Raw genomic sequence first — 14441 nt, 5'->3', positions numbered from 1 at the left:
TGCGCATTCGCCGCGCCCTGCAGTGGCGTATCGTGCCGGGCATGAATGGCAAGACCTGTCCCCCGCCATGAGCGCGCACCCAAGCGGTTTTCGCGGCAACAAGGCCGCGCTGGCCAGCAAGCCTTGTGTGGCCTGCGGCCGACCCATGAGCTGGCGGCGCAGCTGGGCCAAGAACTGGGACGAGGTCAAGTTCTGCTCCGAGCGCTGCCGCCGCGCCGCGCCCAAACCCGGCTGAGAAGGTCTGGGCGATGCATCAGGAGAACTCCATGCCCTTGTTTCAGAAGCTCCCCGGTTTCCAGCGCGCTGCCCCTGGCCTTGAGCAACGCATCTGGCGGCGCCTGTCCGGTCTGTTGCTCTGGGGCACGGCTCTGCCCTTGCTGGCCTGTGCTTGCCTGTGGATGGCCTCGCAGATGGAGGCCGGCGCTGGGGCTGAACGGGCGCTGAGCCTGTGGATGTATGGCTTGCTCGGCTTCATCATGTTGCACTGGAGCTTGTGGATCGCCCTGGCCCTGGGCTGCTTCATCGTCCGGGTCATGAAGGGCCCGGCTTATGTGGCCGATGCCTACCCGCTGCCCGAAGGCCCAGGCCTGCGCCCCCAAGACTGAGGGCCGAACCGGCCTTGGGCGGCGAGAATGCCGCCCATGCAAGCGCTCCTTCACGCCATCGCGCAGATGGCTTCTCTGTCCAGCGAGGCTCAGCGCCTCTTCCATGGCCGTGGCGGCCTCCACCCCGGCTGCGAGCAATGGTCGCTCGACCTGTTCCCGCCGGTCTTTGTGCTGACCAGCTTTGCCCCGGCCAGCGAGGCCGAGCTGGCCGCCGTGCACGCGGCCCTGGCCGAACGCGTGGCGGCTCTGGCGCCCGGCCAAGCCCTCAACTGGGTCTACCAATGCCGGCATGAAGGGCAGCTGGAGACGCGGCTGATGGCCGGCGCTGTGCCTGAGCCGCATGAAGTGAGCGAGCAAGGCGCGCGCTACCGTGTCCATGTGCTCAAGGGCCAGAACCATGGCCTGTTCCTGGACATGGCCGAGGGCCGGCGCTGGGTGCGTGAGCATGTGGCCGGCCTGGCCCAGCCCGAGCGGCTTCGCGTGCTCAATCTGTTTGCCTACAGCTGCGCCTTCTCGGTGGTGGCCTTGCAGGCCGGCGCCGGCCAGGTGGTCAATGTCGACATGAGTGCCGGCGCCCTGGCGACTGGGCGGCAGAACCATGCGCTCAACGGGCTCAAGTCCGGCGCCAGTTTTCTGGCCCACGACATCTTCAATTCCTGGGGCAAGATTGGCCGCAGCGGGCCCTATGGCCTGATCATCCTCGACCCGCCGAGCTACCAGAAGGGCAGCTTTGTCGCGAGCAAGGACTATGCGCGCCTGATGCGGCGCCTGCCCGAGCTGCTGCTGCCCGGCGGCCATGCCCTGCTGTGCCTGAACACGCCCAAGCTTGGCGTCGCCTTCTTGCAGGATCAGATGGCCGAGCTGGCGCCTGAGCTGAGCCTGGTGCAGCGCCTGGCCAATCCACCGGCCTTTGCCGATGTGGACGAGGACCGCTCGCTCAAGGTCTTGCTCTACCGCCGCGGCGACTGAAGCGCTGTCTCTGGCGGGGCCAGCAGGGCCAACAGCCAATGGCCGGGCCGCTGATCCGCGGAGGCACTGGCATGCAAGAACTGGCTCGCTTGGCCTGGGCTCGGCAAGAGCTCCAGGACACAGACCTCGGCGGAAGCGGGGCCTGCGGCGCCGACCTGCAGCAGCAAGGCCTGCAGAGCTTGCGCTCCGGATGTTGTCAGCAGACTGCCCAGCGTGCGGCCCCACAAGGTGGCAACGGCCGCGCCGAGCAGATGCGCGGCTGCGCTGTTGAGCTCGGTGATCCGGCCGGCGGCATCGAGGCTGAGGCAGCCCAGCGGTGCGCGTTCCATTCGCTCAGTCTGGCGCTGCAGGGCCTGCTCGAGCTCAATCCGCGTGCGCTGCAATTCTTCCTGCTGCAGTTCCAGCTCCACCTGGTGCACCTGCAGCTCATGGAGCAGGGCCAGGGCCTCGCCTGCGGTGGCCGGCGAGGCCGCCAAGCGGTAGAGCACGGCCAGGGCCTCGGTGGCACTGCGCGCCGGCGGCGAACCCCGGTCGGCCTGCAGCTGGGCCTGGGCGCGCAGACGCAGCTCGCCGTTGGGGTCGAGGGCGGTGGCGGCTGGGGTCATGGTGGGTCCGGGAGTGAGAGAGAGAAAAACGTGGGGGCGACGGCAGTGTTTGGCGTCGCCTGGCCGCTCAGGCCTTGCGCAGGCGTGCTTCCAGCGCCTTGGCGGCGGTGATGTCGATCAGGGTGATGACCACGCCCTGGATCACATTGGAGAGCGTGCGGTAGGGCTTGATGCGCACCTGGAAGCACAGGCCGTCGGTGGTGTGGATCTCTTTTTCACTGAAGCTCAGGCTGCGCAGGGTTTCCTGCGCGTCTGCAAGCAGCTCGGGGTAGATCAGGGTGCTGGCCAGATCGGTCAAGGGCCGGCCGACATCGCTGGGGCGCAGATGCACGATGCGGGTGATCTGCTCGGTGTAGCGCCGCACATGGAGCTGGCTGTCCAGGAAAAGGGTGGCGATGTCGGTGCTGTTGAGCAGGTTCTGCATATCGCTCTGCGCCAGCGCCAGGTCGTCGAGCTTGGTCTGCAGTTCGCCGTTCAGGGTCTGCAGCTCCTCGTTCATGGACTGAGACTCTTCCTTGGAGGTGGTCAGCTCTTCGTTGGCCGATTGCAGCTCCTCGTTGGTGGACTGCAATTCCTCGTTGGCCGCCTGTAGCTCCTCGGCCGCCGCGCCCATTTCCTGGCGCAGGGCTTGGATCTCCTCGCGGCAGCGTTCCAGGTCGGCGATGGCGCCGGCATCGGCGGCACTGCCGGGCTTGCGCCGGCTGCGCGTTGGCGCGGCCCGTTCGCGGAACACGACCATCACCATGCCGGCCAGCGAACTTGGTTCACGCATGTACTTGAGGGTCAGGTCCAGGCGGGTCGGCGAAGGCGGGTCTAGTTCCAAGCCGGGCAGTTCGATGCAGCCATGCCTGTCTTGCAGCAGCTGACGCAGGGCCGCGGCCAGTTGGCTGCGGATGGCCGGGTGGGCCATGACATGGATGTTCCAGTTGGCCTTGCCGGCCGCGGGCTCCAGGAAGCGGCCGACCCGGCCGTTGATGAAGACCACATCGCCCTGCGCATTGACCAGCACCGCGGCGGGCGAAAACTCCTGCAGCAAGGCTTGCTCGGCATGGGCCTGCAACTGGGTGGACGGGACGGCCGTTTGGGACACGGGGGACTCCTCGGGAGGGCGCTTGGGCTGGGGGCGCGGGTTGATGGGGAAGTCCACCGTGCTGGCGCCCACGGCCAGGCCGCTGCGCCAAAAGATCCTGGACTTCAAGCTCAGCGGCGTGAACAAGGCCTGGGCGCTGCCGACGGTCTCGGCCGCGCCCAGCAGCAGCGCGCCGCCGGGGCGCAGGCTGTAGCTGAACAGCGGCAGCAGCCGGCGCTGCAGGCCGGCGTTGAAATAAATCATCAGGTTGCGACAGGAGAGCAGGTCCAGCTTGGTGAAGGGTGGGTCCTGGATCACATCGTGCTGGGCGAACAGCACCATCTCGCGGATCTGCTTGTTGATCAGGTAGCCGTCCGCCTGAGGGCTGAAGTAACGTGCCAACAGCGCGGGGTCCATATCGCCGGCTATCTTTGCCGGGTAGAAGCCGCGCCGGGCCAGGGCGATGGCGTCGCCGCTGAGGTCGCTGGCGAAGATCTGCAGGCTGAGGCCTTGGTGTTCGGGCTGCTGTGCCAGCGCTTCCTGGAACAGGATGGCCAGGCTGTAGGCCTCCTCGCCGGTCGAACAGCCGACCACCCAGGCGCGCAGGCGGCTGCCCGGTTCGCTGCGCTCGAGCAAGGTCGGCAAGACCTTCTGCGCCAGCTCCAACCAGGTGTCGGGGTCGCGGAAGAACTGGGTCACGCCGATCAGCATCTCCTTGAACAGCAGGTCCAACTCCTGCGGGTTCTGACGCAAGAACTCGGCATAAGCCGATGCCGTGGCCAGGCCGTGCACGCCCATGCGGCGCTGGATGCGCCGGCCCAGGGTGCTGGGCTTGTAGTCCGAGAGGTCGTGTTTGCAATGCGCACGCAGCAGGCCGACGATGACCGGCAAGGCGGCGTCCTCATCGAGCAGCGCCTCGCCTTCCGGCGCGTTCACCCGACTGTCGGGCGCCGTGGCCTGACCCTTCGTTGGCCCGCGCTGGGCCAGCGCTTGCAGCAAGCGTTCCGGCAGTTCATGGGCGGGTGCGACGATGTCGACGCAGCCGCTGGCGATGGCGCTGCGCGGCATGGAATCGAACTGTGCGTTTTCAGGCGTCTGCGCCAGAGTCAGCCCGCCGCTGGCGCGCAGGGCCTGCAGGCCCAGGCTGCCGTCGCTGCCCATGCCCGACAGCAGCACGCCGCAAGCGCGCGCACCGAGATCTTCGGCCATCGACAGCAGCAGCAGATCGATGGGCAGGCGCTGGCCGCGGGGCTGAGCCGGCGGCGCCAGGCGAAGCAGGCCGCCGGCCACGGTCAGCTCGGTATTGGGCGGGATCACATAGACGGCATTGGCATGCGGGCGGATGCCGTCGCTGGCGTCCTGGACCGGCAGGGCGGTGACACGCTGCAGCAACTGGGCCAGCATGGGCTCGTGGTCGGGGTCGAGATGCTGGACCACCAGATAGACCAGGCCGGTGTTCGCCGGCACCCGCGCCAGAAAGTCTTGCAGGGCGATCAGGCCGCCGGCCGAGGCGCCGAGCGCCACCATGGCCAGCCCGACGCCCGGGCTCTCGTGAGTGGGTGGGCTGGGAGGGGCTGGCGTGGGCATGCCGGATTATGGGGGGCGGTGCTGGGGTGGCTCTCTGGTTCTGCCTGAGCGAGGCCGGGAGGCGGCTGAAAGCGCAAACCGGAAAAGCGCGCATTTCTGCCGCCGTGGCTGTTGCAAGCTGCGGCTAGAATACAGGCCGACCGGGTGCAAACCGGGTCACCGCCGATTTACCAACTACTTGCGGGCGGGCTATCAAATACGGCTAAAGCGTTGCGGCTCCGAGATGCCCTGGGCCGGCAAACGCCGGTTTCAGGGCTCTCGGAGTTTTCATTTCATCATGCAAGGTCTCGCTTCTTTTGACCGCTGGCTGACCCGCCGCAGCCCCCGCCCCAGCAGCGCCGCGCGCGTCGGCCGGCCCGCAGATCTGGCGTCTGGCGCTCAGCCTGCCCAGGCTTCCCCGCTTTCCTTTCCGACCCGGCCGGTGGCCGCGCACCAGCATTTGCTGAGCCCGCAAGGTCAGCTGCTGGCCACCTTGCCGCGCTCGGCCGCGCCGGCGCAGATCCTGCGCGCTGCTCTGGGCCTCCAGAGTTCGGACTGGTGTGGTGTGCTGGCCGATGAAAGCCTGGGCCATGGCCTGCAGCAGGCCTGGCGCCTAGCCCTGTGGCGCCGCGAGGGCGCCTCGGCGGCTGGCTTGCAATGGCTGAGCGAGCCGGTCTGGGCGCGACCCGGGCAGCGCCCGGCCGCCTTGCTGCAAGCCGCGCAGCGTCAGGCTGTGCAGGCCTTGTGGCAGCAGGGCTGGCGCTTGCGCGACGTCGAAATGAGCCTCGACCTGCACTGAGGCTAAAGCAGCCGCGCTGCGTGCGCTGGCGAACAGCCGGGCGCCGCGTCGGCTCGCATGATGCCCTTCAAAGGGGCGGCGTTCCGCCCCGCTCAAGGGGCAGACATGAGCGTTGTTGAATCGATGGGCCAACCCTTCCAGGCTCGCCCCGCCGGGCCGCGCAGTGCGCCGCGCGCCGAGTGGAGCGACACCATGTCCCAGGCCTCGCTGCCCAGCTCTTTCGGGGTGTTCAACCCGGTCGGCCATGTGATGCTGGGACTGCCGACGCAGGAGGACGCGGAGGCCTTGGTGCTCACCTTCCACCATGCCGGCTGGCCGGCCGATGGGCTTTTGCATTTCACGCCGCAAGAGACCGTGGCCGAGTTGGCCGCGCTGATCGAGCGAGCCGGCCCGTTGGCCGGCTTCGGCTACGAGATCACCTTGCTGCGCCGCTACCTGAGCCTGGCTGAGCAAGGCTACCGCTGGCTCTTGATCAAGGTCGACGGCGTCGAACAGGCGGCGGTGGTGGCGGCCATCGCCCGGGAGGGCGGTGCCGATCTGGCCGTGCATTACCGGGCCTGGATTGTCGAAGAGCTGATCTGAAGATTCGCGAGGTGTCACCATGAGCAGGACTGCTGTGATCGAAGGCCGGGTCGAGTACCGCGAGGGCGACGGCGCCAGCATGCTGATACGCCCGGGGCTGTGCGAAGTGGAGCAGGGCGCGCAGGATGCCACCCTGAGCTGGGTGGACGGCGCCAGCCACGGCGCGGCCGCCATGCCGCTGAATGACTTCCAGCGCTATCTGCTCAGCGCGGCCATCCGCTGGTCGCCGGACGGCGGCGCTTCTTCGTCTTCGTCTGAGCCTCAACAAACCTTGCGAGGCCTGGCATGAGCGCCGCTCGAGTGCTGGCCGCGCCGCGCAGCGGCATGCCGGCGCTGGAGCACAGCCAGGGCGACGCCCATTCACCCGTCACCCTGCTGCAGTACGGTGACTACCAATGCCCGGCTTGCCAGCGCCTGCAGCCGGGCCTGCAATTGCTGCTCGACGACATCGGCCCCGGCCTGCGTTTTGTCTACCGCCACTACCCCTGGGTGGAACTGCATCCGCAGGCGGAACTGGCGGCCGAGGCCGCCGAAGCGGCCGCCGCGCAAGGCCATTTCTGGCTGATGCATCGCTCGCTCTACAGCCCGCCGCCGCGTCTGAGCATGGCGGACCTGGAGCAACATGCCAAGGCCCTCGGCCTGGACATGCTGCGCTTCCGGGGCGAGATGGCTGACCGCATCTACACCCAGCGCGTGCAAGAGCACCGCGTCGCCGGCCACGCCCTGCAGTTGCAAAGCACGCCGGCCTTGCTGCTCGATGATTTGCTGATCGATGTCTCGCAAGGCCTGGACGGCTTGCGCCACGCGGTGCGTGCGGCCATGGCTGCTCGCGGGCCGGGCAAGCACGGTTAGGGCGAACAAGGTTCGACATGCCTCCGCCGGCAGCGCAGCGAATGCGGGCTGAGTGGCATCTGCGCCGGCACCGACCTAGGCGATGGCCTTGGAGTAGCTGCCGGGTGTCTGCCCGATCAGGCGCCGAAAGGCGGCGCTGAAATGCGCCTGATCGAAGAAGCCCAGGTCATGGGCCAATGCCGCCCAGGAGACCGCCTCGCCGGCCTGTACGCGGGCCACGGCCTCGTGCATGCGGTAGCGCTGAATCACCCACTTCGGCCCGACGCCGACGTACTCCGCAAACAGGCGCTGCAGCGAGCGCAGGCTCAGACTCCAACGCGCGGCCAGCGCTTCTGCGCTGTGCAGGCTCAGGTCGGCGGCCGCGCTGTCGACGATGCGGCCGGCGAGCAGGGCTTGCGGGTCGGGCGCGGGCAGGCGGGCGCGCAGAAAGTCCAGGACGGGCGTGGCCGCTGCGGCCAGCGCGTCGATCTCCAGCGCCGCGTCCAAGGCTTGTACTTCGGGCCCGAACAGCTCCTGCAGCGCTAGCGAGCGGTCGCTCAAGGCCGACACCGGCCCGCCCAGCCAGGGGCGAAAAGCGCCGGGCCGAAACTTGATGCCCAGGGCCAGCGAACGCCCGCTCAGCTCGCGCGACCATCGCCTGCTGTGCACGCCCCAAAGGGCCGCCATGCCGGGCTCCAGCACCAGATGAATATTGGGGTGGGGCAGGGTCTCTTGCAACTGCGGCGGTAGCCCTTCGAGATTCCAGCGCACGCGCCAGATATGCTCAATCCAGTCGGCCAGGCCCTCGGGCGGCGCCAGGCGTTGGTGTTCGAACTCGCCGACCGGCACGCGGTGCAGCACGCCGCGCGGCGAGGTGCTTAGGGGGTGCAGCCCAGTCTGTCGTGTTTTTCCAATCCGGTCTTGGGGCATGGCGGGTTCAATGGCGGCGGGACGGATCCGCACCGAATCAGCTTAGAAGAAAGTTCATCTTGCCATGAAGCCTCTGCATCTCTTCACCTCTATCCTCTGGGCCGCCGCGCTGGCTACGGGCAGCAGCCCGGTGCTCTCGCAAACCCAGTCAGCCAAACCCGCAATTCAAACGGAGCGTGCCATGAGCGACCGCAGTCATTTCAGCCATCAAGTCAGCGGCCCTTTTGAAGTGAAGCTCGCGCCTCAGGATATGAGCGCGGTAGCCGCCAGCAGCGGCCTGGGCCGAATGTCCTTGGACAAGCGCTTCCACGGCGCACTGGAAGCCACCAGCACTGGCGAGATGCTCGCCTTCCGCAGCGCCGTCAGCGGCTCGGCCGGCTATGTGGCCATGGAGCGCGTGCAGGGCACGCTGGACGGCCGCGCTGGCAGCTTTGTGCTGCAGCACAGCTCCACCATGAACCGCGGCGCGCCTTCGCAAAGCATCACCGTGGTGCCCGACTCCGGCACCGATGCCTTGACCGGCTTGATCGGCCGCATGGTCATCGACATCGCCCCGGGCGGCGCGCACAGCTACCGTTTTGAGTACAGCTTGCCGGAGGCCGGCGTGAGTCCCTGATTTGGCGTGGATGTTAGTTCTCGGCACATAGCAGTCGCCCAGCTTGGGCTGTTGCCAAGGGTCGCCGGGCGAATGCTTCCGCTCATGTCTGGGCCAGCGGCCCAGCCCTTCGCCAGGCTCAAACAGTCCTCAGGACTGTTTGAGTCCGGGCTCAGTCCCCCGGCCCGCGCTGCGCGCGGACCTCCTCCTTAACCTCGCTTCACCACTCACCCGACACCCCTTGTCAGTTCAACCAGGCGGCCCAATCTCCGCCCAATCGAAAGGCTGCTCAGTGCCGACAGACGCCAGCCAACGGCTCAACTGAGCCTGGGTATGGCACAGCAAATCAAGACAAAAGGGCCGCATCACCCGAAGTGATGCGGCCCTTTTTCTATTCAAGAAGTTCTTGATCGAAGGAGCAAAGCACAGCCCACTGGGCTGCTGAAGCCCGACTACTCGCGCGGCTGGATCACCGGCGTTGCGTACTCATGGCCGACCACGGCGCGGGCGAACAGGTAGTTCTCCAGGGCCTTGGCGCTCAGCGAATCGAGTTGCACATCGCCGCGCGCATTGCAGGGAAAGGACAAGGCCTTGCCGGTGTGGAACAGCGACTGAAAGCGCAGCTCATAGGCGCCCGGCCCGGCGGGGGGGCGAATCGTTTCGGTGTTCGGCTGCAACATGGCGGCTTTGTTTGCTTCCCTGTGGTCCATCAAAAATGTGTCCATGAGGTGTTCTCCAACGACGTGTTCATGTTCCTTGAGTCCTTGCTACAAGACTAGGCCCCGCTTGAGGGGTTCAACATGTGCAAACGTCTCGTTTCAACGTCGGTGCAAGTCTCGCGGTGGACTAGGAAGTGCGCTGACACGAATCCATCACACTTTTTTACCCAAGCTCCGCGAGACATGCCGACACGGGCCTGGAGCTCAGGGCTTCAAATGCCGGATGAAGAAGTCTGTCTGCGTGCGATCCAGGTGCAAACGTGATTTCTTGCCGCTGATGCCATGGGCCCGACCGGGATAGATCACGGTCTCGAACAGCTTGCCTTCGTTTTGCAGGGCATCGATCAGGCGCAGGCTGTTTTCGAACAAGACGTTGTCGTCGGCCGTTCCGTGCACCAGCATCAAGGGCTTTTGCAGGAGGCTGGCGCGGCTGATCAGATTGGCCTCGGCGTAGGGTTTGGCGCGCCCGCTCTCAGGCAGGCCCAGGTAACGCTCGGTGTAGGCGGTGTCGTACAACATCCAGTCGGTCGGCGGCGCGCCGGCGATGGCGGCGGCAAACGGCGTGTCCGCGTCCAGCATGGCTCGTGCGGCAAGGTAGCCGCCATAAGACCAGCCGGTGAAGCCGATGCGGGCCGGGTCCACCGAGGGCACGAGTTGGCTCAGCTGGCGCACGGCCGCAAACAGATCGGCCAGTTCAGCCTTGCCGAAGCCCTCCGCGTGAGCGCGAGTGAATGCTCGGTCGCGGTGGTTCATGCCTCGCGTGTCCAGCAGCAGCACGCCAAAACCCTGGCGCTGCAAAAAGGCGAGCAAAGCAGTGTCACCGCTCCAGCGCCAGCCCACCGTGGCCGCGCCCGGGCCCCCGTAGGCCTTGACGATGACCGGGTGGCGCCGGCCCAGCTTGGCTCCCGCCTTGAGCGGCGGCAGATAGAAGGCGTTGAGCGCGGTCTTGCCGTCGGCGGCAACGATGTCCAGGACCTGCACCTGCGGCGTGATGGCGGCCAGCAGAGGATCGGGCGCATCGCCCTTGAGCGAAAGACCCGGCTGCTGGCTATCCAGCGCCAGCACTTGGGTGCGCGGCACCTGCCCCCAGCGGGACTCCGTCAGCAGCAGATGGCGGCAGCCCTGGTCGGCCCGCGCATCACGCCAGCGGCGGGCTTCTCCAGGCTGCAAGATGCGCGCCTGGCCTTGCCAGTTCAGCTCGAAGATCTCGCGCCCGCGGCCTCGCTCGGTGGCGCCGGAAAACACCAGACCCTGCTCACGCTGGCAGATCAGGCGGGCCACTGGCTCGGCCTGATGGCTCAGTTGCTGGCGTTCGCCGCTGACGCGGTCCACCAGCCAGAACTGTGCGCGGCCGCTGGACTCGCTGGTCCAGAGCAAGGCCGGCTTGCCAGAACGCAGCTGCGTCGGCAGTTCGCGCAAATCCTCTTGCACCTCGACCCAGGCCGGGTCGCGCTCGACCAGCACGGTGCGCGCCTGCGCTTGCGGGCCGCTGAACTCCACCAGGCTCAGCTGCTTCTGGTCACGCGTGAACCACTGCAGCCAGGGCGTGCCATCGGCAAACCAGCCAGCGCGCGGGATGTACTCGGCCTCCGGCGGCAAGCTCAACACCTGGGCAGGTGCCTGGGCCGAGACATCCAAAACCAAGGCACGCACCGTGGCATTGCGCTCGCCTGCGCCGGGATAGCGCTGCGAGGTCATGGCCATGCGGTCGGCAAAAATCTGCGAGCGGGTCTTGAGCGGCACCTGGGACTCGTCGACCTCCAGCGCCAAGATGCGCTGGCCATCGGGCGACCACCAGAAACCACGCTGACGGCCAAACTCCTCCGCCGCGATGAATTCGGCCAGGCCGGTGCTGCGCGTCTCGCTGCCGCTCTGGCTCAGGCGCCGGGCTGCCGGGGTGGCGGCGCCGGCATCCAGGCTTTGCACCCAGAGATCACCGCCTTTGACATAGGCGATCTGCTGTCCGGCAGCATCGCAGACCGGGTCGCGCTCGGGCTCTTTATCGTCAAAAGTCAGGCGCTGGCTGCGCGGGCCTGCCGCCGTCAGCTCGACCAGATACAGATCGCCCGAGAGCGGCAAGATCAAGCGGCGGTCGTCCTTGCCGCACCACTGGTAGCCGGTGATGCCCCGGCCCTGCACGCGACGGCGCTCCAGCGCCATTTTCTCCGCCTCGGTCAGGCGCACGCTTTGCGCACCGATCAAATCGCTCACCGACACCAGCCGCTGAGGCTGGCCGTCAGGCAAGGTCTGACCCCAGAGTTCGTTGACCTCGCTGTCCTGCTCCGATGCGCGCAGGTAAGTGACCCAACCTCCAGCCGGCGACAGCTCAGGCGCGCGCGGCAGACGGCCGGCCAGAGGCGGCTCGCTGTGGATGCGCTCTAGGGAAATGGCCGGGCCAGTCGGTGGCCTGACGGGTGCGGTACGCGCCGGGACGGCCCAGGCCGCCGAAGCCAGCGTCACGGCCGAGACCATAAGCAGCCGCGAGGGCCGAAGAAGCGATCGAGTTTCCATGCACCATGCTAGTGGTGCCAGGTGCCGACGACCACAGTGCAAGCACCAGTGGCACCCAACTGCGTGCGCCTGCCGCCCGCCTCAGCTGCGCACTTGGGCGCTGCGAGCAATCGCCTCGACGCGCGCCTTGTAGCGCGGGAAAAACACCAGGCGCGGCGCGCTGTAGTGCAACAAGAACAATTCACCGCGTCGAACCACTCCAATGGCCATCCCTTGCATGGGAACGTCATCGACCTTGCGGTTCAGGCTGTACTCGAAACGAAAACCCTTCTCACCCAGAAACTCGGCCGGCTCAAGGCGATCGAGCTTGAACGAAGAGCCGTCCCTCGTGAGCATGGACTCGAACAGGCCGACCATCTGCGCGGGCTGCATCGTGGCGCGAAACACCAGGGGCTGGACACCCTTGGCCTGGGCTGGCAGTGGAGCGATTTCCTGACCATCTCGAATGCCCACATAGAACTTGAGCGCATCCACCGTCACGCCCTCGTTGGTCCAGGTCGGCGTGTTGTCGGCCATGCCTCGCTCAAATTGATTCCAAGGTTGCTCGACTTTCAGAGCCAGCCTGTCCTTGATCAGCACATCGCCTTCAGCCACCTTGAGGATGGCGCCACATCCGGCCAACAGGCCTGCCACCGCCACCACAACTGCAGCAGCATGTCGGCCGCCCCTAAGACCGCGAGTCGGCGCTTCAGCTATTTTCGACATCCCGTACTCCCTTGCTCGAAACACCATCACAAAAAACTCCTGATCATTGCCGCATCGGCCGCTTGCGGAGCCCGCTCGAGATAACGCGCAAACGCAGCGCGCGCCGAGTCGATCTCCTCCCTTTGTTTGTACATATAGCCGAGTGAACGATGGACTTCGGGCGGTTCGTGCCCCATCTCCATTGCACGCTCAAAATCACGCAGGGCCAGTTCGGCGTCATCAGCGCCGGCACGCAAACGCCGAGCCTCGCCCCGGAAATACAAGAGTTCGCTGCGCAGCGGATCGCGAGCGATCAGTCGCTCCAGCAAGACCAGGGTCGGGCCGAACTGGCCTCGGCGCAATTCATCCTCAAGCATGCCGCGCTGCAAGCCGGCCAGCCGCTGGTTGAACTCAGCGCTGCCAACAAAGCCGCCGCTGTCGCCTGCAGCCATCGCACTCAAGCTGGCACTGCGCTCTTCAGAGGCCGGATGCGTGGCGAACATCGGGCTGGACTTGCCAGGATCACCACCATAAGAGGCCTGTACTTCGGAGCGCAGGTTGTCCCACACCTTGGCAGCCTCGCGGGTGTCATAACCCGCCCGACGCATCAACGTCAGGCCAATCGCATCAGCCTCCCGCTCATGGTCCCGGGAAAAGCCGAATGCCCCGGCCGTATTGGCCAACTGCCCCACAAGGCCAGCCACACCGAGCATGCCGAAGAACAAGCCGAAGGCCGAACGTGCCTTGACATCGCGCAAGCGCTCAATCGAGTGCCGCTGCAGATAGTGCGCGATCTCGTGGCCCAACACGGCGGCCAGCTGCGCCTCGTTGTCGACTCGCAGGAGCAACCCGCTCCAGACCTGCATCATGCCGTTGGGCGCCATGCTGGCATTGAAATGCGGCGTCCGCACCGGATACACCCGCACATCGGCAGCGTGTTCGCCGGCCAGTTTGTCGGCAATGCCCTGAAGGTAGTCGCGCAAGGGCGCATCGCGGAGCAAAAACGGACTGCGTCGGAGCTTGGTCTCTTCCCGGTCCATCAGCGCCCAGAGCCCCCCCTCGTCGCTGCTGGCATCGGGTCGCCCAAAGCGAGAGGGAGCCACCCAATCCGACGCCGAACTGGAGGCCATGGCGCCGCCCGCGGCGACCGCTTGCGCGCAGGCCGCCAGCAAGACCTTGCGACGCCTCATCGGGTACGCGGGAAGCTGTCCAGCAAGACAGCGATGGACTCTGCCGCCGCGTCAGCCTCGCGCAAATCACCACTGGCCCGAGCCAGGCGGTTGAACCACACGACACGGCCGTCATGAAGATCCACCAAGGAGGCGTAGCCGACTTGCTGTCCCGCATTCAAGCCCACGCCTAGCAACGCCATCGCAACCATCGCGACCTTGCGCTCCGCGCTGGCATAGCTGTCACGAACCCAGACGAACAAACCGTAGTCAGCACCGGTCTTCTGCTTGAGACCCTGCATGGCGTCGCCAAAGCTCCAATCCAGACGCCCCGCCTTGGTGGGCAGCGCCCACGGACCGGCATTTGCGCCGTGGTGCAAGGCGATCGAGCGCGCGACCGCCGCATGCAAGGCGATGGGCTCGGCATACTCATCGGCCGCAGTGTCTTCGAGTTCGGTGTGTTTAAAGCCGAGGCGGTTCGAGGTCGCGAGCAGTGCTGCCTTCATATGACCATGGGCCGCACTGGTCCAGTCGGCTTTAGGCTCTGCCACACCGCCCGCTGACAGGGAAAACAACTCCACATCCACCGGCATGACCACCACCCGCGCAGCAGTCGGAAGGCTGGAAAAACCGGGCGCAAGATTGTGCTCGGCCGCCTGAGACGTGCCGGTCGAAAGACCGAGACCAGCACCCAACAATGCTACGCAGCCCAGACGCAAAGCTGCCGCGCGCACAACTGCGCCAAAATTAGAACGAGACATACCACTCCCCTGATTAACTCACTCGGCCCGAGGCTCTTCGGCTGTA

Annotated in this window: 16 protein-coding genes; 8 read left to right on the top strand and 8 right to left on the bottom strand. The window is 66.5% G+C overall.

The features are described 5' to 3' along the window. The first annotated feature begins 67 nt into the window (after window positions 1–67). From LNV28_RS02350 to LNV28_RS02340, 3 genes are read left to right on the top strand one after another with little or no spacing between them, the layout of a single operon-like run. Window positions 68–235: a DUF2256 domain-containing protein gene (locus tag LNV28_RS02350; RefSeq protein WP_263516684.1), complete on the top strand. Its 168-nt coding sequence runs from the start codon at window positions 68–70 to the stop codon at window positions 233–235. A 31-nt stretch (window positions 236–266) separates the two neighbouring features. Next, complete coding sequence (locus tag LNV28_RS02345) at window positions 267–605, top strand: hypothetical protein (RefSeq protein ID WP_263516685.1); 339 nt, start codon at window positions 267–269, stop codon at window positions 603–605. A 36-nt stretch (window positions 606–641) separates the two neighbouring features. Further along, a complete protein-coding gene (locus LNV28_RS02340; RefSeq protein ID WP_263516686.1) occupies window positions 642–1574 on the top strand; it encodes a class I SAM-dependent methyltransferase in 933 nt (310 codons plus the stop codon). Here the strand turns inward: LNV28_RS02340 and LNV28_RS02335 are convergent. Both LNV28_RS02335 and LNV28_RS02330 read right to left on the bottom strand, forming a co-directional pair. Beyond that, a complete protein-coding gene (locus LNV28_RS02335) occupies window positions 1556–2179 on the bottom strand; it encodes a PAS domain-containing protein (protein ID WP_263516688.1) in 624 nt (207 codons plus the stop codon). The two genes, LNV28_RS02340 and LNV28_RS02335, sit on opposite strands and share 19 nt — an antisense overlap. Window positions 2180–2246: 67 nt before the next feature. Beyond that, entirely contained in the window at window positions 2247–4835 is a 2589-nt protein-coding gene (locus LNV28_RS02330; RefSeq protein ID WP_263516689.1) for a chemotaxis protein CheB, read from the bottom strand. A gap of 277 nt (window positions 4836–5112) precedes the next feature. Here LNV28_RS02330 and LNV28_RS02325 point away from each other — a divergent pair, with 277 nt between their 5' ends. The 4 genes from LNV28_RS02325 (at window position 5113) to LNV28_RS02310 (ending at window position 7047) form a co-directional block, all read left to right on the top strand. Next, window positions 5113–5613, top strand: coding sequence for a hypothetical protein (locus LNV28_RS02325; RefSeq protein WP_263516690.1), 501 nt, complete (start codon window positions 5113–5115; stop codon window positions 5611–5613). A gap of 105 nt (window positions 5614–5718) precedes the next feature. Continuing rightward, window positions 5719–6195 (top strand): hypothetical protein, encoded by a 477-nt coding sequence (locus tag LNV28_RS02320; protein ID WP_263516691.1) that lies wholly within the window; start codon window positions 5719–5721, stop codon window positions 6193–6195. Window positions 6196–6214: 19 nt separating this feature from the next. After that, window positions 6215–6484, top strand: coding sequence for a hypothetical protein (locus LNV28_RS02315; RefSeq protein WP_263516692.1), 270 nt, complete (start codon window positions 6215–6217; stop codon window positions 6482–6484). After that, window positions 6481–7047, top strand: a complete 567-nt coding sequence (locus LNV28_RS02310; RefSeq protein WP_263516693.1) for a DsbA family protein — start codon at window positions 6481–6483, stop codon at window positions 7045–7047. The genes LNV28_RS02315 and LNV28_RS02310 overlap by 4 nt, the downstream gene beginning before the upstream one ends. Before the next feature lie 75 nt (window positions 7048–7122). On the opposite strand, the gene LNV28_RS02305 is transcribed toward LNV28_RS02310, so the two are convergent. Continuing rightward, the gene (locus LNV28_RS02305) at window positions 7123–7956 is read right to left on the bottom strand and encodes a helix-turn-helix domain-containing protein (protein ID WP_263516694.1); all 834 of its coding nucleotides are present in this window, start codon (window positions 7954–7956) and stop codon (window positions 7123–7125) included. A gap of 181 nt (window positions 7957–8137) precedes the next feature. Here LNV28_RS02305 and LNV28_RS02300 point away from each other — a divergent pair, with 181 nt between their 5' ends. Next, window positions 8138–8572: a DUF3224 domain-containing protein gene (locus LNV28_RS02300; RefSeq protein ID WP_318013830.1), complete on the top strand. Its 435-nt coding sequence runs from the start codon at window positions 8138–8140 to the stop codon at window positions 8570–8572. Between the two features lie 431 nt (window positions 8573–9003). Here LNV28_RS02300 and LNV28_RS02295 read toward each other — a convergent pair whose 3' ends face one another. The 5 genes from LNV28_RS02295 to LNV28_RS02275 all read right to left on the bottom strand — a co-directional run bounded on the left by LNV28_RS02295 (window position 9004) and on the right by LNV28_RS02275 (window position 14395). Next, window positions 9004–9276, bottom strand: a complete 273-nt coding sequence (locus LNV28_RS02295) for a hypothetical protein (protein ID WP_318013820.1) — start codon at window positions 9274–9276, stop codon at window positions 9004–9006. Window positions 9277–9474: 198 nt separating this feature from the next. Next, window positions 9475–11730 (bottom strand): S9 family peptidase, encoded by a 2256-nt coding sequence (locus tag LNV28_RS02290; RefSeq protein WP_263516697.1) that lies wholly within the window; start codon window positions 11728–11730, stop codon window positions 9475–9477. Between the two features lie 132 nt (window positions 11731–11862). Beyond that, window positions 11863–12516 carry a hypothetical protein gene (locus LNV28_RS02285; RefSeq protein ID WP_263516698.1) on the bottom strand — a complete coding sequence of 218 codons (654 nt, stop codon included), beginning with the start codon at window positions 12514–12516 and terminating at the stop codon, window positions 11863–11865. Continuing rightward, on the bottom strand, window positions 12513–13655 hold the full coding sequence (locus LNV28_RS02280; protein WP_263516699.1) for a M48 family metallopeptidase: 1143 nt from the start codon (window positions 13653–13655) through the stop codon (window positions 12513–12515). Before LNV28_RS02280 ends, LNV28_RS02285 begins: the two co-directional genes overlap by 4 nt. Then, complete coding sequence (locus tag LNV28_RS02275) at window positions 13652–14395, bottom strand: hypothetical protein (RefSeq protein ID WP_263516700.1); 744 nt, start codon at window positions 14393–14395, stop codon at window positions 13652–13654. The genes LNV28_RS02280 and LNV28_RS02275 overlap by 4 nt, the downstream gene beginning before the upstream one ends. Window positions 14396–14441 lie beyond the last annotated feature (46 nt).

The sequence above is a fragment of the Paucibacter sp. DJ2R-2 genome (assembly GCF_025717675.1).
Classification (GTDB): domain Bacteria; phylum Pseudomonadota; class Gammaproteobacteria; order Burkholderiales; family Burkholderiaceae_C; genus Paucibacter_A.
Note: the sequence above shows the minus strand (reverse complement) of the source record. Positions and strands in the feature narration are given on the sequence as shown.